Origin of the sequence: Pseudomonas sp. PSE1(2024), assembly GCF_050990555.1 — a bacterium.
In the GTDB taxonomy this organism is placed as follows: Bacteria; Pseudomonadota; Gammaproteobacteria; order Pseudomonadales; family Pseudomonadaceae; genus Aquipseudomonas; species Aquipseudomonas aphyarum.
Window position 1 is genome coordinate 5843205 of sequence record NZ_CP158967.1, and the last position, 18942, is coordinate 5862146.

An 18942-nucleotide genomic window follows, 5' to 3' on the forward strand; every position below is an offset into this window, starting at 1 on the left:
CTGATGCGTGTAGCCCTTTACCAATGTCCACCGCTGCCACTGGAACCTGCTGCCAACCTTCAGCGCCTGCAACAACTGGCGATGGAGGCCAAAGGCGCCGACCTGCTGGTGGTGCCGGAGATGTTCCTGACCGGCTACAACATCGGCAAGGAGGCGGTCGCGACATTGGCCGAGGTCTACAACGGTGAGTGGGCTCAGCAAGTCGGACGGATCGCCAAGGCTGCCGGTCTGGCGATACTCTACGGTTACCCTGAGCGCACCGCCGAAGGACAGATCTACAACGCCGTGCAGTTGATCGACTCGAACGGCGAGCGCCTGTGCAATTACCGCAAGACGCATCTGTTCGGCGATCTGGACCGTTCGATGTTCAGCCCCGGTGATGGCGAGTTTCCCATCGTCGAGCTCAACGGCTGGAAGCTGGGTTTCCTGATCTGCTACGACCTGGAGTTCCCGGAAAACGCCCGGCGCCTGGCCCTAGAAGGCGCCGAGCTGATTCTGGTGCCGACGGCGAACATGATTCCCTTCGATTTCATTGCCGATGTTTCCGTGCGCTCCCGCGCCTTCGAAAACCAGTGCTACGTGGCGTACGCCAACTATTGTGGCCACGAAGGCGACATCCATTACTGCGGGCAAAGCAGCATTGCCGCACCGGATGGCAGCCGCATCGCCCAGGCCGGACTGGACGAAGCCCTGATCGTCGGTGAGCTGGATCGCCAGTTGATGGTCGACTCGCGCAGCGCCAACCGCTACTTCAACGACCGCCGCCCCGAACTTTACGACGCGCTCAACAAGCGCTAATCCGCTAGCATTGGCACTTCACTGTTCTGGAAGTGCCCATGCCTGCGCCGACTCACCCCCGCCCCCACACAGAAACCCTGGCCAACGGCTTGCGCGTGACCCTGCGTCACGTGCCCGGCCTGAAGCGCAGCGCCGCCGCGTTGCGGGTGGCTGCCGGCAGTCATGACGTATCGTTGGCGTGGCCGGGGTTGGCGCATTTCCTTGAGCATTTGCTGTTCCTAGGCACCGAGCGTTTTCCTGCACAGCAAGGGCTGATGGCCTACGTGCAAGGTCACGGCGGTCAGGTGAATGCCAGCACCCGTGAGCGCACCACCGATTTCTTCTTTGAGTTGCCGCCAGCGTCCTTCAGCGGTGGGCTGGAGCGTCTGTCAGACATGCTCGCCCGACCGCGTATGAATCCGGACGATCAGTTGCGGGAACGGGAAGTGTTGCAGGCGGAGTTTGTCGCGTGGTCGCAGGATGCGGCGGCTCAGCAGAAAGAGGCGCTGTTTGAGGGATTGTCGGCAGCGCATCCGTTGCGCGGCTTTCATGCCGGGAACCGCGACAGCCTGCCGTTAGAGCAAGCGGATTTTCAGCAGGCGTTGAAAGACTTTCATCAGCAGTTTTACCGCACCGGGCAGATGACTTTGAGCCTGCTCGGGCCGCAGAGTGTTGAAGAACTGCGCACGCAGGCCGAACAGTTTGCCGCCACGCTGACGCCTGGGGATAAAACTGCACAGGCTGCCCCCGTTCGCTTGATGGACAACGCACAAGAAAGTTATCAACAGGTCGGCGAGCGGCACGGCAATCTGCTGTTTGCGTTGGAGGATTTGCCGGAGTCGTCGGCCGAGGCGCTGGCGTTTCTCTGTCACTGGCTGAACAGCGCCAAACCCGGTGGATTGCTCGCGCATTTGCGGCAGCAGGGGCTCGCTGACGGCTTGCAAGCTAGCGTGCAGTACCAGTTCGGCGGGCAAGCCTTGCTGCATCTTCAGTTCACTTCAGCTTCCGGTTCGCTCGACCTCATTCGCGAGCATTGTCTGGATTGGCTGAGTTTCTTCGCAGCGCAGCAGGACTGGCCGGCGTTGCGTCAGGAGTATGCAACGCTGCTTGAACGGCAGCAGCAGGTCAGCGGTGCATTGCAGTTGGCCCGACTCGACAGCGAACAACTCGAGAATGAAATCTCCGAAACGGCCGTTGCGGCGCTCAAAGTGATTCTCGGCAAAATCGGCACTGTGGATAACTTCAGCAGTCACTGGCATCTGCCCGCTGCCAATCCGTTCCTGCGCGCAGCCGAGCCACTGGCCAACGCCGGCCTGATCCGCGGCCAGACCAGCGCCCACCGGGGCCTGCGCACGTTTGCTCAGGATCGCTCGCGCAGCCGCCGCGAACGCTCGCCGATGCAATTCAGCCAGGCGCTGCCGGATAACGGTGACGAAGGTGCGGTGTATGTGCGCTGGCAGACGGAAGCGGCGGCCACGACCGAGCTGCAAGCGAAACTGCAACGCAGTCTGCGGGAGGTTTCCGACGACGCGCGTCAGGCTGGGGTCGAGTTGTCTTTCAGCGCCTCAGCTGATCAGTGGCTGCTGAAACTCACTGGCCTGCAGGACACGCTGCCCGTTGTCCTGGAACACGCGCTGAAATCTCTGACACAAGTAGGCGCCGATTCCGCAAAAGGCGAGCCACAACCGTCGCTGATACCGATCCGCCAACTGCTCAAAATACTGCCCGAACAGTGCCTGCCAGCCATCGGCGAATCCGATGACGCCGCCCACCTGTGGACAACTTCCCGCTGGGACGGTCTGGCTTTGGGGTTAAGCCCGCAAACCCAGTCAGCCATGGGTCTGGCCCTGAGTCGCATCCCCGGCATCCCGGACAATCAAATTCCCGCACCGTCGGCAATCAACGCCGGATACCGGTGGAGTCAGATCGACAGCGCGTCCAGCGAACATGCCTTGCTGCTGCTCTGCCCGACCGCCAGCCGTGAAATCGACGACGAAGCCGCGTGGCGCCTGCTCGCGCACCTGTGCCAGACACCGTTCTACCAACGCCTGCGCGTCGAACTGCAACTCGGCTATGCCGTGTTCAGCGGGTTGCGCCAGTTCCACGGCCAGACCGGATTGCTGTTCGGTGTGCAATCGCCCACGGCCACCGCCGCGCAATTGCTCGACCACATTCAGCAGTTTCTCGATGACCTGCCAGCCCTTGTCGAACAGCTGGATGCCGCCAGCCTCACTCAGCAACGCCAGACGCTTGCCGATCAGTTCGATGACAACGTCCTGTCCGGCAAAGATGCGGCTGAACTCCTGTGGCAGGCCCGCCTCGCCGGCCACTCGTCGGATTATCTGGCCCAGCTGCGCAGCGCCATCGCCCAACTGGATCGCCTGACATTGCTGGCCGCCGCACAACGTCTGATCCGCGCCGAAGGCGGCTGGCACGGCTTGGCCAACAGCCCTTCGCCGGGCGCGCCCTGGCAAGCGGCAAAATGATCATTACCGGGGCTGCAAGGAGCTTTCTCAAAGATTCACGGGCAAAGCCACCGAAATTTTGAGTAACATAGCCACCTAACTATTTGGAACATCCCTGTGCTGCCGTGGACTATACCTATGGATAGCGCTATCTCACCCACCTGAAAAAGGAGTCACCCGATGGCTTGGACCAAACCTGCTTACACCGACCTGCGCATCGGCTTCGAAGTCACCATGTACTTCGCCAGCCGCTGAGTCCTGCCTCAAGCAGAACACTGCAGTGCAACGCCTCGGCTCGCCGGGGCGTTTTATTTTCAGCGTTGAAATGATGGAGTGTTCATGTTCGTCCAGATTCTGGGTTCGGCCGCCGGTGGCGGTTTTCCGCAGTGGAACTGCAACTGCGTCAATTGCGCCGGTTTTCGCGACGGCAGCCTGAATGCCCAGGCCCGTACCCAATCGTCCATCGCGATTTCCGATGACGGCGTGAACTGGGTGCTGTGCAACGCCTCCCCGGACATCCGCGCGCAGCTTCAGAGCTTCGCCCCGATGCAGCCGGGCCGCGCCCTGCGTGATACCGGCATTAGCGCGATCATCCTGATGGACAGCCAGATCGACCACACCACCGGCCTGCTCAGCCTGCGCGAAGGTTGCCCGCATCAAGTCTGGTGCACGGACATGGTCCACGAAGACCTGAGCACCGGTTTCCCGCTGTTCACCATGCTCAAGCACTGGAACGGCGGGCTGGACTGGAACCGCATCGAACTCGACCAGAGTTTCACCGTCGCTGCGTGCCCGAACCTGCGCTTCACCCCGCTGCCGTTGCGCAGCGCAGCACCGCCCTACTCGCCGCACCGCTTCGACCCGCACCCGGGCGACAACATCGGCCTGATCGTCGAAGACCTCAGCACCGGCGGCAAACTGTTCTATGCCCCAGGCCTGGGCAAGGTCGACGCGCCGCTGCTGGAAATCATGGCCGGCAGCGACTGCGTGCTGGTGGACGGGACAATGTGGGACGACGATGAAATGCAGCGCCGTGGCGTCGGCACCCGCACCGGCCGCGAAATGGGCCACCTGGCCCAGAACGGCCCCGGCGGCATGCTCGAAGTGCTGGAGCAGCTTCCCGAGCAGCGCAAGGTGCTTATCCACATCAACAACACCAACCCGATTCTCGACGAAGACTCCCCGGAGCGCGCGGAACTGGTGCGGCGCAGTGTTGAAGTGGCGTATGACGGCATGAGCATCGTCCTGTAACGAATGGCCCGGAGAACCGCAATGACCGACACCCCGCTGTCCACCGCCGAATTCGAAGCGGCCCTGCGCGTCAAGGGCGCCTATTACCACATTCATCACCCGTATCACGTCGCGATGTATGAAGGCCGGGCCACCCGCGAGCAGATCCAGGGCTGGGTCGCCAATCGCTTCTACTATCAGGTGAACATCCCCCTGAAAGACGCGGCGATCCTCGCCAACTGCCCGGATCGCGAGATCCGCCGCGAGTGGATCCAGCGCTTGCTCGACCACGACGGCGCTCCCGGTGAAGACGGCGGCATCGAAGCCTGGCTGCGTCTGGGCCAGGCCGTCGGTCTCGATCCGGATCAATTGCGTTCCCAGGAGCTGGTGCTGCCCGGCGTACGTTTCGCCGTCGATGCCTACGTCAACTTCGCCCGCCGCGCCAGTTGGCAGGAAGCCGCCAGCAGCTCGCTGACCGAGCTGTTCGCGCCGCAGATCCACCAGTCGCGCCTCGACAGCTGGCCGCAGCATTACCCGTGGATCGATCCGGCCGGCTACGAATATTTCCGCACTCGTCTCGGCCAGGCCAGACGCGATGTCGAGCATGGCCTGGCGATTACGCTGGAGCACTACAAGACCCGCGAAGGCCAGGAGCGCATGCTGGAAATTCTCCAGTTCAAACTGGACATTCTTTGGAGCATGCTCGATGCCATGAGCATGGCCTACGAACTGAACCGCCCGCCGTATCACAGCGTCACCGATCAACGGGTCTGGCATAAAGGAATCGCCTTATGAGTTTCGACCGCAGCAAGACCCCGACCTGGCGTCCCGGCTACCGTTTCCAGTACGAACCGGCCCAGAAAGGCCACGTGCTGCTATATCCGGAAGGCATGATCAAGCTCAATGAAAGTGCCGCGCTGATCGGCGGCCTGATCGACGGTGAGCGGGACGTCGCGACAATCATTGCCGAACTCGACAGACAGTTCCCCGGCGTGCCCGAGCTCGGTGACGACATCGAGCAATTCATGGAGGTTGCCCGTGCGCAGCACTGGATCGAACTTGCCTGAGTCATCGGTGCAAGTCCCGGCCAAACCGGAAGTCGGCCTGCCGCTGTGGCTGCTCGCCGAACTGACTTACCGCTGCCCGCTGCAATGCCCGTACTGCTCCAATCCGCTGGATTTCGCCGAGCAGGGCAAAGAGCTGAGCACCGAGCAGTGGATCAAGGTATTTCGCGAGGCGCGGGAGATGGGCGCGGCGCAACTGGGTTTTTCCGGGGGCGAACCGCTGGTGCGTCAGGACCTCGCCGAGCTGATCCGTGAAGCGCGCCAGTTGGGTTTCTACACCAACCTGATCACCTCCGGCATCGGCCTGACCGAACAGAAGATCAGCGACTTCAAGAAGGCCGGGCTCGATCACATCCAGATCAGTTTCCAGGCCAGCGACGAGCAAGTGAACAACCTGCTCGCCGGCTCGAAAAAAGCCTTCGCGCAGAAACTGGAAATGGCCCGCGCCGTGAAGGCCCACGGCTATCCGATGGTGCTGAACTTCGTTACCCATCGGCACAACATCGACAAGATCGACCGCATCATCGAGCTGTGCATCGCGCTCGAAGCGGACTTCGTCGAACTCGCCACCTGCCAGTTCTACGGCTGGGCGCAGCTCAATCGTGTCGGCCTGTTGCCGACCAAAGAGCAACTGGTTCGCGCCGAACGCATCACCAACGAATACCGCGCCAAACTGGAAGCCGAAGGGCATCCGTGCAAGCTGATTTTCGTCACCCCGGACTATTACGAAGAACGCCCGAAAGCCTGCATGAATGGCTGGGGCAGTCTGTTTCTGACGGTCACACCGGACGGCACCGCCCTGCCCTGTCATGGCGCCCGACAGCTGCCGGTACAATTTCCCAATGTGCGCGACCACAGCATGCAGCACATCTGGTACGACTCGTTCGGCTTCAACCGCTTTCGCGGCTACGACTGGATGCCCGAGCCGTGCCGCTCCTGCGACGAAAAAGAACAGGACTTCGGCGGTTGCCGCTGCCAGGCCTTCATGCTCACCGGCGATGCCAGCAATGCAGATCCGGTGTGCAGCAAGTCCGAACATCACGGCGTGATCCTCAAGGCCCGCGAAGAAGCCGAGCACGCCACCCAGACCATCGAACAACTGGCCTTTCGCAATGAACGAAACTCGCGCCTCATCGCCAAAGGCTGAGCCTTTCAGCGCCACCGCTGCGGTTGCTGCCGGCGTGGATTTCGCCGAGCTGCAACTTGGCACCCATGGTTTGTTCTGGAATGAATATCGCCCGACAGACGCCGCCTGCCGGATCTGGCACTGGCGTGATGGCGCGGCGAAATGTCTGACGCCTGCGGGTCTCAGCGTGCGCAGTCGGGTGTACGAATATGGCGGTGGGGCGTTTTGTCTGACGCCCTACGGGGTGGTTTTCGTCAACGAGGCGGACCAGCAGCTGTACCGCCAGACGCTGGACGGCGAGCCCGTGGCATTGACGTCCGGGGAATGCCGATATGGTGATCTGCACTTTGCCGATGGGCAGGTGCTGGCTGTTGAAGAGAACGGTGATCGGCATCGGTTGGTGGCTATCGATCTGGCGAATGGCGCCCGTCAAATGCTGGTTGAAGGTGCGGATTTTTACGCCTCGCCGATCATCAGCCCGGATGGCCAGCACCTGGCGTGGATCGAGTGGAGCCGTCCGCATCAGCCGTGGACATCCACTCGACTGATGATCGCCGAGCTCTCGTCCAATGGATTTTCCGCCCCGCGTTGTGTGGCGGGTGAAGCGTTTGAAGAGTCGATCCAGCAACCGCGCTTCGATGCCAGCGGACGACTTGGCTGTCTGACCGATCGTGGAGGTTATTGGCAACCGTGGGTCGAGTCGGCAAACGGCTTACAACCGTTAGCTAGCGCCGAAGCCGATCACGCGCCAGCCCCATGGCAACTCGGCGGCTGCACCTGGCTACCCACCGACGAAGCATTTTTGGCGAGCTGGAGCGAAGGCGGTTTCGGTCGCCTGGCGCTCAACGATGAAGACTTCACTGGCGACTACAGCCGCTTCCGTCATCTGGCTGTCGACGATCAGTTCATTTACTGCATTGCCGCCTCACCGATCAGCCCTTCTGCAGTGATCGCCATCGATCGCAAATCGCGTGAAGTGAATGTCCTGGCCGGCGGTATCGCACCGCTGCCAGCCGAGCGCATCAGCCGCCCGCAAACCCTGCGCTATCCCAGCGGTTCGGGTGAAGCGCACGGCTTCTTTTACCCGGCCACAAATGGCGATGTGAAGCCGCCGCTGGTGGTGTTCATCCACGGCGGCCCGACGTCGGCCTGCTACCCGATGCTCGACCCGCGTATTCAGTACTGGACGCAACGCGGCTTCGCCGTCGCCGACCTCAACTACCGAGGCAGCAGCGGCTATGGCCGGGAGTATCGACAGGCCCTGCATCTTAGCTGGGGCGCAGTGGATGTCGAGGATGCCTGCGCAGTGGTGGCCTATCTGGCCGAACGCGGCATGATCGACGGCGAACGTGCATTCATCCGTGGCGGCAGCGCCGGTGGCTACACCACACTGTGCGCACTGGCATTCCATCAAGTGTTCCGCGCCGGCGCCAGTCTGTACGGCGTCAGTGACCCGGTGGCCCTGGCCCGCGCGACACACAAGTTCGAAGGCGACTACCTGGACTGGCTGATCGGCGATCCCGAGCAAGATGCCGAACGCTACGCCGCCCGCACGCCGTTGCTGCACGCAGGCAACATTCGCGTACCGGTGATTTTCTTTCAGGGCGAACTGGACGCCGTGGTCGTGCCGCAACAGACCCGCGACATGGTCGCGGCCCTGGAGCAAAACGGCATTGAAGTCGAAGCGCATTACTACGCCGACGAACGCCACGGCTTCCGCCGGGCCGCCAACCAGGCCCATGCGCTGGAGCAGGAATGGCGGTTCTACCGGCGAGTGATGGGTTTGACGGACTGAGACTCAGCGCTTGGCGATGATGTACACCGCGTGCACGATCCCCGGGATGTAACCGCACAACGTCAGCAGAATGTTCAGCCAGAACGCGCCGCCGAACCCGACCTGCAGAAACACACCCAGTGGCGGCAACAGAATGGCGATGATGATGCGGATAAAGTCCATGGGGCAGCTCCTGATTGGGGTTGGCTCACCTGAGCCATACAAGCTAATCGACCTGTGCCGTTTGTCAGGGTTCAGTGCAAACCACAATCTCGCCATCTGATCGCCATTACCCGGCCACAAAAAAACGCCCCACGCCAAAAGAATCAGGCGTGGGGCGTGCGTTATACCGCGAGACGGTTCTTGAATTCGGGTGGGAAATTTCAGCTCAGACGGCAATCCCTTTGCGGCATTGCAGCTGCGCGGTGCGTACCCGGGAGAAGGCGCGGGCCAGGCGCAGGAGCATTTCGTCGATGTTGGCCTTGCTGACGTTGAGCGCCGGGGTGAAGCGCAGGCAGTTGGCTTGAGGGGCGTTGAGCAGCAAGCCTTCATGCAGCGCGGCTTTGACGACGGCCTCGGCGGAGTCTTCCGACAGGGTCAGTCCCCAGAACAGCCCCTGCCCGCGCAACTCGCCATGTTCATAACGATGGGCCAGACGAGCGAGCCCTTCGCGCAGATGCTGGCCGTTGTCCCGGATTTGTTCGAGGAATGCGCGGTCTTGCACGCTGTCGAGCACGACCAGCCCTGCGGCGGTCATCAACGCGTTGCCGTGATGAGTGCCACCCAACTCGCCGGGGTCGAAACAGCAGGCCTTGCCTCGCGCCAGCAACGCCGCCAGTGGCACGCCACCGCCGAGGCCTTTGCCGAGCACGACGATATCGGCGCGCACGCCGTAGGATTGTTCGGCGAGCATGGTGCCACAGCGGCCAATGCCGGTCTGAACCTCGTCGAGAATCAGCAGAATCCCCAACTCACGGCACAAGCGTTCGACACCCTTGAGGTAATGCTCGGTCGCCGGGATCACCCCGGCATCGCTCTGGATCGGTTCGAGCATGATCGCCACGGTCTGCGCATCAACCGCCGCATGCAGCGCCGGCAGATCATTGAACGGCACTAGGTCGAAACCCGGCAGCAGCGGCGCAAAACGGTTGTGCAAATTGCAACTGTCCGACGCCGAAATCGTCGCCAGACTACGTCCGTGACACCCTTGTCTGGCGACAATGATCCGCGAGGCGCCGCCGCGATGCAGCTGGCCCCATTTACGCGCCAGTTTGATCGCCGCCTCACAGGCTTCACTGCCGCTGTTGAGCAGATACGCCTGATCGCTGGAAGTACTGGCGCACAGGCGCTCAGCTAGGCTGAGCATGCCGCGGTTGTGCAGATTGAAGCCGGGATTGATTAACGCTTGAGCCTGGTTGGCAATGGCTTTGACCAGCGCCGAAGGGCTGTGGCCGAGGCTATTGGCGCCTCCGGCCTGGGAAAAATCCAGGTAGGCGCGGTCATTGCTGTCCCATAGCCAGGAACCCTGGCCGCGAACGAATACCTGCTGCGGGCGTTCGACGCTGGGCATCAGACGCTCGGCATTCAGGCCGTCAGCGGCATCCGATTCCTGGGTTTCAAAAGCCAGGTCATCGAGGCTCGGCGTCTGGCGCCGCAAACTGAACAGATTCATTGAAAAAAACCTCGATCGAGGTTTTTTGAACTGCCTATGCAAACACTTTCAAAACAAACGCTGGTCATTGCGCTTTCCGGCCCTGTAAGCCTTGTGAATGCGGTTAGACTAGGCCTGTTCACGGCGTCGAGCCATTTCGATTTCCCAGCATTTTCGATAAGTGTTACTTATGGATTTCAAACAACTGCGTTATTTCGTCGCGGTCTACGAAGAAGGTCATGTCGGACGCGCCGCCGAGCGCCTGTCGATCTCTCAGCCCGCGCTGTCCCAGCAGATCCGCCATCTGGAACAGAACCTCGACGTCACGCTGTTCGAGCGCAGCAGCAAACGCCTGCTGCCGACCCTCGCCGCCCACACCTTGTACAACCACGCCTTGCCACTGCTCGACGGCATGCAGCGGGCGCGTGAGGCGCTGGGCAACTTCAAGGGTCAGGCACTGCGAACATTGGCGATTGGTGTGTTGCAAACCGTGCACACCAGCCTGGTGCCGCAAATGCTGGAGAGAGTGCGCAAGGCCCAGCCGCATCTGGTGGTACAGATTTATGAACTGACGGGGCTTGAGATCGAGCGGCGGCTGCTCAACGGCTCTTTGGATATCGGCATCAGCTATCTGCCGCCACGCCAGCCGGGCCTGCACGGCGTGATGCTGTACGAAGATGAACTGACACTGGTCATCCCGGCGGATCATCCGCTACGGGAATTCAAGAAAGTCTCGATGAGTCAGGCGGCCGAATTGCCGATGCTGCTACTGGGCGAAGAATTTCAGATCCGCCAGATCTGGCAGGCCCAACTGGCCAGCCTCGGGCGACGCCCGCAAGTGCAGGCCGAACTGAACAATATGGTGGGGATTCTCGACAGCCTGCCGCATACCCGTCTGGCGACGGTGCTGCCTGGGCGTTCGCAAAAAGAGTACGACGATCAGGATCTTTTGTGGAAACCGTTGAGTGAGCCGCGCGTGCCGTTGAAAGTCGGGCTGGTGTGTCGCGATGTGCAACGCCAGCAGGCGCCATTGGCCTTGCTGCGAACGTTGCTGGAAGAAGTGATGCAGCGTGAGGAAAAACCGCTGAAAGGTGCGCCGCCGCTGGACGCGTTGAGCTGAAAACTTTTCTGCGGGCATAAGAAAACCCCGCCGAAGCGGGGCTTTGCAGACTGTTTCCCTGACATCCATTTCACTCCGCCACCCTGGCAGAATCCTACGTGTCCGTGTTGTTGCTTTGCGCTTCCTGCGCGACGTCCATGGAAAGTAGATTAGCTCTGGATCCAATCTACGCCTATGGGAGAACAGCAGCACGTCATGTAAGAGATCGCTTACATGACGTTACATCATCAGAACTGCGCAGCGTCCAGCAGGAACAGCGACTCGCTGCCGGCCTTGACCGACGCGCTCAACGAGTGAATCCGCGGCAGCAGACGGGCGAAATAGAACCGCGCCGTGCCGAGTTTGCTCGCGTAGAAATCGTCCTGCGCTTCTTTGCCCAGCGATGCCTTGGCCATCAGTGCCCACATGTAGGCGTAAGCGGTGTAGCCAAACGCTTGCAGGTACTCGACCGATGCCGCGCCGATTTCGTTCGGGTTGGTTTTCGCCCGGTCCAGCAGCCACGAGGTCAGCTCGTCGAGGGTGTCGACAGCGTCATTCAGCGGCTTGGTGAACTCGCCCAGATCGGCACTGGCGGTTGCAGTGAAATGGCGGATCTCGTCGGCGAACAGCTTGTAGAACGCGCCGCCGCTGCCGACGATCTTGCGACCCACCAGGTCCAGTGCCTGAATGCCGTTGGTGCCTTCGTAGATCTGGGTGATGCGCACGTCACGCACCAGTTGCTCCTGGCCCCACTCGCGGATGTAACCGTGGCCGCCGAAGATCTGCTGGCCATGGACAGTGGTTTCCAGACCCAGATCGGTCAGGAAGGCCTTGGCCACTGGCGTCAGCAACGCAACCAGATCTTCCGCGCGTTTGCGGGTGGCGGCGTCTTCGCTGAACTTGGCGGTATCGAGTTGCATCGCCACGTAGGTGGAGAACGCACGGCCGCCTTCGTTCGAGGCTTTCATGGTCAGCAACATGCGACGCACGTCCGGGTGGACGATGATCGGGTCGGCCACCTTGTCCTTGTTCTGCGCGCCGGTCGGCGAACGGCTCTGCAGGCGGTCGCGGGCGTATTCGATGGCGTTCTGGTACGAGCGCTCGCCGGTGGCCAGGCCCTGAATGCCAACGCCCAGACGCTCGTAGTTCATCATGGTGAACATCGCGGCCAGGCCCTTGTTCGGCTCGCCGACCAGGTAACCCACGGCTTCGTCGAAGTTCATCACGCAAGTGGCGGACGCCTGGATGCCCATCTTGTGTTCGATAGAACCACAGTTCGCCGGGTTGCGCGCGCCCAGGCTGCCATCGGCATTGACCATGAACTTCGGCACCAGGAACAGCGAAATGCCCTTCGGCCCAGCCGGTGCGTCCGGCAGTTTGGCCAGCACCAGGTGGATGATGTTTTCGGTCAGGTCGTGCTCACCACCGGTGATGAAGATCTTGGTGCCGCTGACCTTGTAGGAGCCGTCGGCCTGAGGTTCGGCTTTGGTGCGGATGATGCCCAGGTCGGTGCCGGCATGCGGCTCGGTCAGGCACATGGAGCCGGCCCAGACACCGGCGTACATGTTCGGCAGGTAAGCGGCTTTCAGTTCTTCGCTGGCGTGGGCGTTGATCGACAGGCAGGCACCGGCGGTCAGCATCGGGTACAGACCGAAGGACAGGCTGGCGGAGTTGACCATCTCTTCGACCTGGGCCGAAACGGCTTTGGGCATGCCCATGCCGCCGTAGGCCGGATCACCGCCTACACCGACCCAGCCGCCTTCGGCATAAGTCTGATAGGCCTGTGGGAAACCGGCCGGCGTGGTGACGGCACCGTCGGCCCAGTGGCAGCCTTCTTCGTCGGCGGCACGGCTCAGGGGCGCGATGCTTTTGCTGGTGACCTTGCCGGCCTCTTCGAGAATGGCTTCAACGGTTTCCGCGTCCACGGTCTCGGCCAGGGCCGGCAGTTCGGCCCAGAGTTTGGCGACTTCGAACACTTCATTGAGGACGAAGCGCATATCGCGCAGCGGCGCTTTGTAGTCAGCCATGGCAAACCTCGCAAAGATCTAAACAGGTGATTCGTGGAAGGGTGTTTTCGTTGAGCTGGAGTGTAACCCAACAACTTTTGCGACACATAGGGTCAGGCGGTGACTGTTTTGTTATTTTTAGTCACCAGCAATCAACCATAAAGAAGCCCGCAATCTGCGGGCTCTTTTGTTTAACAGTGGCGTGTTACAGGGAGAACAACTGGGCCGGCAGTTTCATCAGGCAATCGCTGCCCGCCTCGATCGCCGAACGATGCGCCGCGGTGCGCGGCAACAGGCGCTTGAAGTAAAACTCGCACGTCGCCAGTTTGCCCTGGCAGAAATCGCCATCACCCTCGCCCGACTCCAGCTGCGCCTGGGCAACCAGCGCCATGCGCAGCCACAGGTAGCCCAGAACGATGTAACCGCTGTACATCAGGTAATCCACCGACGCGGCGCCAACTTCATCCGGGTTCTTCATCGCGGCCATGCCGACCTTCATGGTCAGCTCGCCCCACTGCTGATTGAGGCCATCGAGCTGCGCGACAAACTCGCCAAGTTGCGGATGCCCGGCGTTGGCCGCGCAGAACTTGTGGACGATTTTGGTGAAGTTGCGCAGCAGCTTGCCCTGACTGCCCAGCACTTTGCGCCCGAGTAGATCCAACGCCTGGATACCGTTGGTGCCCTCGTAGATCGGCGCGATCCGGCAGTCGCGAACCAGTTGCTCCATGCCCCACTCGCGGATAAATCCGTGGCCACCGAACACCTGCATGCCGTGGTTGGTCACTTCCAGCCCGGTGTCGGTCATGAACGCCTTGCAGATCGGCGTCAGGAACGCCAACAGATCCTCGGCTTCCTGACGCGCCTCGGCGTCCGGGCTCAGGTGTGCGACATCAAGCATCTGCGCGGTGAAATAGGTCAGCGCGCGGTTGCCTTCGTTGAAAGCTTTCATGGTCAGCAGCATGCGCCGCACGTCCGGGTGGACGATGATCGGGTCGGCCGGTTTGTCCGGAGCTTTGGCGCCGGTCAGGGCGCGCATCTGCAAGCGGTCGTTGGCGTATTTGATTGCGCCCTGGAAACTCGCCTCGCCCAGACACAGGCCCTGCATCCCGGTGCCGAGGCGTGCGTGGTTCATCATGGTGAACATGCAGTTCAGGCCCTTGTTCGGCTCGCCGATCAGGAAGCCTTTGGCGTCGTCGAAGTTCAGCACGCAGGTGGCCGAGGCCTTGATGCCCATCTTGTGCTCGATCGAACCGCAGGAAACGCCGTTGCGCTCGCCCGCCTCACCGGATGCGTTCGGGAGGAATTTCGGCACGATAAACAGCGAAATGCCTTTGGTGCCCGCCGGTGCGTCCGGCAGTTTGGCCAACACCAGATGAATGATGTTGTCACTCATGTCGTGCTCGCCGGCGGAGATGAAAATCTTGCTGCCGGTCACTGCATAACTGCCGTCTGCCTGAGGCACGGCGCGGGTCTTGATGATGCCCAGGTCGGTACCGCAGTGGGCTTCGGTCAGGCACATGGTGCCGGTCCACTGGCCGGCGGTGAGTTTGCGCAGATAGGTGTTTTTCTGTTCTTCGGTGCCGTGGGCGTGGATCGCCGACATGGCGCCGTGGGTCAGGCCCGGGTACATGCCCCACGAGGTGTTGCTGGAAGCAACCATTTCGCTGATCACCAGTCCCAGCGAACTCGGCAAGCCCTGACCGCCGTAGGCCGGATCCGCCGCCAGACCGTGCCAGCCACCTTCCACGTATTGTGCGAAGGCTTGCTTGAAGCCTGTAGGCGTTGTCACCACGCCGTTGTCGAAATGGCAGCCCTCTTCGTCACCGCTGCGATTGAGCGGGGCCAGAACGTTCTCACAGAACTTCGCGCCCTCGTCGAGGATCGCGTTGATCATGTCCGGGCTGGCGTCGTGGGCGCCGAGGGCCGCGTACTGAGTGTGGAAGTCAAAGACGTGGTCGATCAGAAAGCGCATGTCGCGCAGGGGAGCTTTGTACTCGGGCATGGTGGCTTCTCCTTCAGCAGATTGCTTCAACCTACTGCCGGCCACCCTGCCTCACAATCACTGTCCAGACGCTGAATGCGCCGTCATCACTCAACCTGCGGCGTTGTCCATGCGCACCGCGCCACGGCGATTCTGCCCGAACGCCATCACGCAGTTTCGGCCTGCGCCCTTGGCGCTGTAGAGCGCCTGGTCGGCGGATTTCAGCACCTCTTCCGGGGTGCGCTGTTCCAGACGTTCGGCCACGCCGATGCTGACCGTGACCGACACGCTGGATGCGCCCGAACCCGAGCGACGCTGACGGCCCTGCTGATCATCCTGCGGGCGGCTTTCCTGATTTCGCAGCTGGATGTTGTAGGACGCAATCGACTCACGGATGACTTCCAGGTGCGGCATGCACTCTTCAAGAGTCTTGCCCGCAAACACCAGTGCGAATTCCTCACCGCCATAGCGATAAGCCCTACCACCGCCGCTGATTTTGGACAGCTTGCTGGCGACCAGACGCAAGACCTGGTCACCCACGTCGTGGCCGTGGGTGTCGTTGAATTTCTTGAAGTGATCGACGTCGCTCATTGCCAGCACATAGTTGCGACCCAGACGCTGCATACGCTCGTTAAGTGCGCGGCGGCCCGGCAGACCGGTGAGTTCGTCGCGGAAGGCCATTTGATAAGCCTCATGCGCTACCGCTGCAGCAATCATCAGCATGACCTGGCTGCACATGATGTTCAGGGTGAACGGCAGGATGAAGGTTTTCGGCAGCATCCAGAACACCCCGAGCAACCCCACCAGTTGCGCCGCGTGCAGCGGACGCGGGTTGCGCCAGTATTGCCAGGCCAGCAGCAGGAACGCCGAGATGAACACCGGATACGACAACTGGATCAGACTCATCCACGCGCCGTGCAGCGCCGGCCAGCGGATCTCGGAAAGCCACATCAGCAACGCCTGCGGGTAACTTTGCTCAAGCCCCAGCGCCACGCTGCCAAAGGCCAGCAACACGGCGAAGCGCGCGACCATATCTTGAAACAGATGCGTGCGCTCCTGCCACGCGGCGAATAGTCCGAACAACAGCGGCAACAGCAGACAGACCAGGTGGAACACCACGGCCGCGTCTTCGCGCACCTTGCCGTTGTCGCGGTAATAGTCGGTCTGAGTGTCGAGCAGGAAGTAGGCGATGTACACCGTGACCATCAGAAACAGCTCGCGCTGGCGTCGGTAAACCGCACAGTACGAACCGCCCAACAGCAGCACCAAGGTCGGCAACACGTTAAACAGCGAGGTGAAGAACACGTTGAGGTCTTTGACGTACGCAGCCGCCAACCCCGCGAGCAACAACAGCAGTGAAGGTAGGAAATGACTGAAACGTACAGCGGAAGAACGCGGCAAGGGTAAAAGCTCCGACCCGTCATGGCAAAGAGATGGCATTGTGCCTGCAATGTGGCCAGTTAAGCACACACAATGTGATCCAGATCACAGGCTGTCTCTTTAACGGCCGAAATCGGCGGTTGCTGAGGGATTTAGTCAGGTTTTTTGCGCAATGGCCGCTAGACGGCCACCATGGCCATCATTCTTGATGGCCATGGTGTGTTTTTCTGTTCAGAGATCGTTGTAAAACGGCTGCAATGGCCCCTCGGCCGCCGGCCGGCCTTCAGCACCGTACGGCTTGAGATTGAGCGATGCGTCCATCGCCTGACGGGTCGTGACTTTCGGACTGGCCGGGCGTTGGGTCACGGCATTCTCGTCGCCGATATGACCCTGCGGGATCACCAGCGATGGATGATCAAACGGTGCCCGTTCCCAGGCCACGCGCGGATCGGTCAGGCCGACTTCCATGAACTTCACCACGGCATCGATTTCGGCAGGCGTCAGGTTCAGCGCCGTCATGTCCGGATCGAGGTTGGACGTGTTGTGCTGGTTCACCGCCGGGTGCTCGAAGCCGCTGGTGTTGTTGGCATCCTCGCCGCGCCGGTCACCGCCACGGTTGTAGAACTCCATCACCTGCTTGAGCGTCGAGCGGCTGCCGTTGTGGAAGTACGGCCCGGTCAGGGCAATGTTGCGCAGGGTCGGGGTCTTGAACGCGCCGTCGACCGAATCGCGGAAACCGACATTCGGCTTGAGCGTGGCATCGCACGGAATCGCGGCACTCAACGGTGCCTCGAACGTGCAGACATCGACGTCCAGCGGATCCACCGACCGACCGCCCTGCAACACGCTGTTGTACTGCCGGGTGAACGACCATGGATTGCCCCACGCGTCCACGCCGCCGAGGGCCAGGTCTTCCGAGGTCGGGCGCACACCGGTGTTGTAGAAGCCGTTGTCGTAAAGAGTGGTCAGGTTGTCGGCCATCACCATCCGCTCGATGCGTTCGCGCGGATGCATCAGCAGACGGCTGGCGGCGTTGGTCAGCTCCGGACCGCCGTGGCAATTGACGCATTTGCCCTTGCCGAGAAACAGGTTCATGCCCTCGACCTCTTGCGCGTTCATTGCCATATGGTCGCCTTGCAGGTAGGCATCGATCGGCGCCTGATCGGACACCAGCGTCGCCTCATACATCTGGATCGCCAGGCCGAAGAACAGCGGGAAATTGGCCTCCATCTGGGTGTACGGCGCACCGCCCACCAGAACGTTTTGCGTGGCGTTCCACAGCCGGGGCTGGAAGGCGTTCTTGATCAGCTCGCGATAGGTCGGCCGCCGTGCGCCGGACACCGGAGCCAGTACCGAGTCGGTGGACGAAATCCGCTGCTGCTTGAGCATCAACGTGTCGAGCATCCTGCGGCCGATGTCGGCAAAGGTGCGGCCACCGCAAGACATTTCCACCGGACTGCCGGGCGGGCCGACGGCTTGCGAGGCGGCAGACGCATCATTGAGCGCCAGCCGGACTTTGGTGGCGACCGTGCTGCGTTCGCTGGTCACGTAGATCCCGGCATCCGGGTCGCGATTGCCGAACGGCGAGAAGCCGTTGAACACGTTGTTGGCCCGACCGTCCCAGAAGTTGCGCACGTTGAACGCGGCGTTGATCACCGACGGCGCATTGCGCCCGGTGCTGCGGCGAACGTTGATGCCGCCGACCTGAAACAGGCCGTCCGGCTGCTGGGTGCATTTGTCGAAACGCGGCTGGTTGGGTTTGACGAAGTTTGCGTCGAACACGCCTTGCGAGCCGACCACGTCGTCCGTCGAGTACACGATGGGCGAGTTTCGCTCCAGAGGATTGCTCAGCACATGGGTCGGGAAGTCGGTTTTCTTCAGCGTGTAGTTCGGGCCGCCCTTGCCGCCGGACAACGTCGCGTAGGACGCCACATCACCGGGAATGTCCGACGCCACAAACGGCTTGTTGAAGATCGACGCGACGTTGGCGTTGGTGTGCGCCTGGCCGGGGTTGAGCTGGTTGGTGATGCGGTGGTCGACGCCGGCGTGGTAGTGGCAGGACGCGCAGGCCGTGGAGCCGTCGCTGCCGATCTCCATGTCCCAGAACAACGCTTTGCCCAGCAGGATCGCAGCCTGACGATTGAGCACGTAGTCGGTCATCAGGTCGACCTTGCGTCCGCCTTCGGTACCGGACGGATCGGGAGGCACCATCCCGCGCAACGATTGCAGCGAAGGGACTTCCGGCACCGGGGGATCGACTTCGGCGGGGTCGGCGGCCCATGCGCTGTGGACTGATAGCGCAACGGGCAACCAGAAGGTCAAACGAGCGAGTCGACTGATGTTCATAGGCTTCACCCTGACTGTTGTTGTTAAGTGCCGGGCGTCTTGC

Annotated in this window: 15 protein-coding genes; 9 read left to right on the forward strand and 6 right to left on the reverse strand. The window is 61.5% G+C overall.

Features of this window, described 5'->3' with window-relative positions; all coding sequences use genetic code 11:
* Positions 1-3: 3 nt before the first annotated feature.
* The 8 genes from ABTV87_RS26660 to ABTV87_RS26695 all read left to right on the forward strand — a co-directional run bounded on the left by ABTV87_RS26660 (position 4) and on the right by ABTV87_RS26695 (position 8457).
* On the forward strand, positions 4-798 hold the full coding sequence (locus ABTV87_RS26660) for a carbon-nitrogen hydrolase family protein (RefSeq protein ID WP_262159006.1): 795 nt from the start codon (positions 4-6) through the stop codon (positions 796-798).
* A 38-nt stretch (positions 799-836) separates the two neighbouring features.
* Positions 837-3263, forward strand: a complete 2427-nt coding sequence (pqqF, locus tag ABTV87_RS26665; RefSeq protein ID WP_433898609.1) for a pyrroloquinoline quinone biosynthesis protein PqqF — start codon at positions 837-839, stop codon at positions 3261-3263.
* Between the two features lie 159 nt (positions 3264-3422).
* Positions 3423-3497, forward strand: coding sequence for a pyrroloquinoline quinone precursor peptide PqqA (pqqA, locus tag ABTV87_RS26670; protein WP_003444522.1), 75 nt, complete (start codon positions 3423-3425; stop codon positions 3495-3497).
* 84 nt (positions 3498-3581) lie between these two features.
* Positions 3582-4493 (forward strand): pyrroloquinoline quinone biosynthesis protein PqqB, encoded by a 912-nt coding sequence (gene pqqB, locus ABTV87_RS26675; RefSeq protein WP_085609084.1) that lies wholly within the window; start codon positions 3582-3584, stop codon positions 4491-4493.
* A gap of 21 nt (positions 4494-4514) precedes the next feature.
* Complete coding sequence (gene pqqC, locus ABTV87_RS26680) at positions 4515-5267, forward strand: pyrroloquinoline-quinone synthase PqqC (RefSeq protein ID WP_433898610.1); 753 nt, start codon at positions 4515-4517, stop codon at positions 5265-5267.
* Positions 5264-5539: a pyrroloquinoline quinone biosynthesis peptide chaperone PqqD gene (gene pqqD / locus ABTV87_RS26685; protein ID WP_085609083.1), complete on the forward strand. Its 276-nt coding sequence runs from the start codon at positions 5264-5266 to the stop codon at positions 5537-5539. The genes pqqC and pqqD overlap by 4 nt, the downstream gene beginning before the upstream one ends.
* Positions 5511-6683, forward strand: a complete 1173-nt coding sequence (gene pqqE, locus ABTV87_RS26690; RefSeq protein ID WP_192559139.1) for a pyrroloquinoline quinone biosynthesis protein PqqE — start codon at positions 5511-5513, stop codon at positions 6681-6683. The genes pqqD and pqqE overlap by 29 nt, the downstream gene beginning before the upstream one ends.
* The gene (locus tag ABTV87_RS26695) at positions 6649-8457 is read left to right on the forward strand and encodes a S9 family peptidase (protein WP_433898611.1); all 1809 of its coding nucleotides are present in this window, start codon (positions 6649-6651) and stop codon (positions 8455-8457) included. Before pqqE ends, ABTV87_RS26695 begins: the two co-directional genes overlap by 35 nt.
* 3 nt (positions 8458-8460) lie before the next feature.
* On the opposite strand, the gene ABTV87_RS26700 is transcribed toward ABTV87_RS26695, so the two are convergent.
* Together ABTV87_RS26700 and ABTV87_RS26705 are read right to left on the reverse strand one after the other, a co-directional pair.
* Positions 8461-8619 (reverse strand): YqaE/Pmp3 family membrane protein, encoded by a 159-nt coding sequence (locus ABTV87_RS26700; RefSeq protein WP_003228885.1) that lies wholly within the window; start codon positions 8617-8619, stop codon positions 8461-8463.
* 205 nt (positions 8620-8824) lie between these two features.
* Entirely contained in the window at positions 8825-10108 is a 1284-nt protein-coding gene (locus ABTV87_RS26705) for an aspartate aminotransferase family protein (protein WP_085609080.1), read from the reverse strand.
* Positions 10109-10277: 169 nt separating this feature from the next.
* On the opposite strand from ABTV87_RS26705, the gene ABTV87_RS26710 reads away from it, so the two are divergent.
* Entirely contained in the window at positions 10278-11207 is a 930-nt protein-coding gene (locus tag ABTV87_RS26710) for a LysR family transcriptional regulator (RefSeq protein WP_085609079.1), read from the forward strand.
* A gap of 227 nt (positions 11208-11434) precedes the next feature.
* Here ABTV87_RS26710 and ABTV87_RS26715 read toward each other — a convergent pair whose 3' ends face one another.
* The 4 genes from ABTV87_RS26715 to ABTV87_RS26730 all read right to left on the reverse strand — a co-directional run bounded on the left by ABTV87_RS26715 (position 11435) and on the right by ABTV87_RS26730 (position 18899).
* Positions 11435-13213, reverse strand: coding sequence for an acyl-CoA dehydrogenase C-terminal domain-containing protein (locus ABTV87_RS26715; protein ID WP_102685698.1), 1779 nt, complete (start codon positions 13211-13213; stop codon positions 11435-11437).
* A 184-nt stretch (positions 13214-13397) separates the two neighbouring features.
* Positions 13398-15194, reverse strand: coding sequence for an acyl-CoA dehydrogenase C-terminal domain-containing protein (locus tag ABTV87_RS26720; protein WP_433898612.1), 1797 nt, complete (start codon positions 15192-15194; stop codon positions 13398-13400).
* 90 nt (positions 15195-15284) lie between these two features.
* Entirely contained in the window at positions 15285-16574 is a 1290-nt protein-coding gene (locus ABTV87_RS26725; protein WP_007959861.1) for a GGDEF domain-containing protein, read from the reverse strand.
* A 210-nt stretch (positions 16575-16784) separates the two neighbouring features.
* Positions 16785-18899, reverse strand: coding sequence for a cytochrome-c peroxidase (locus ABTV87_RS26730; protein WP_433898613.1), 2115 nt, complete (start codon positions 18897-18899; stop codon positions 16785-16787).
* Positions 18900-18942 lie beyond the last annotated feature (43 nt).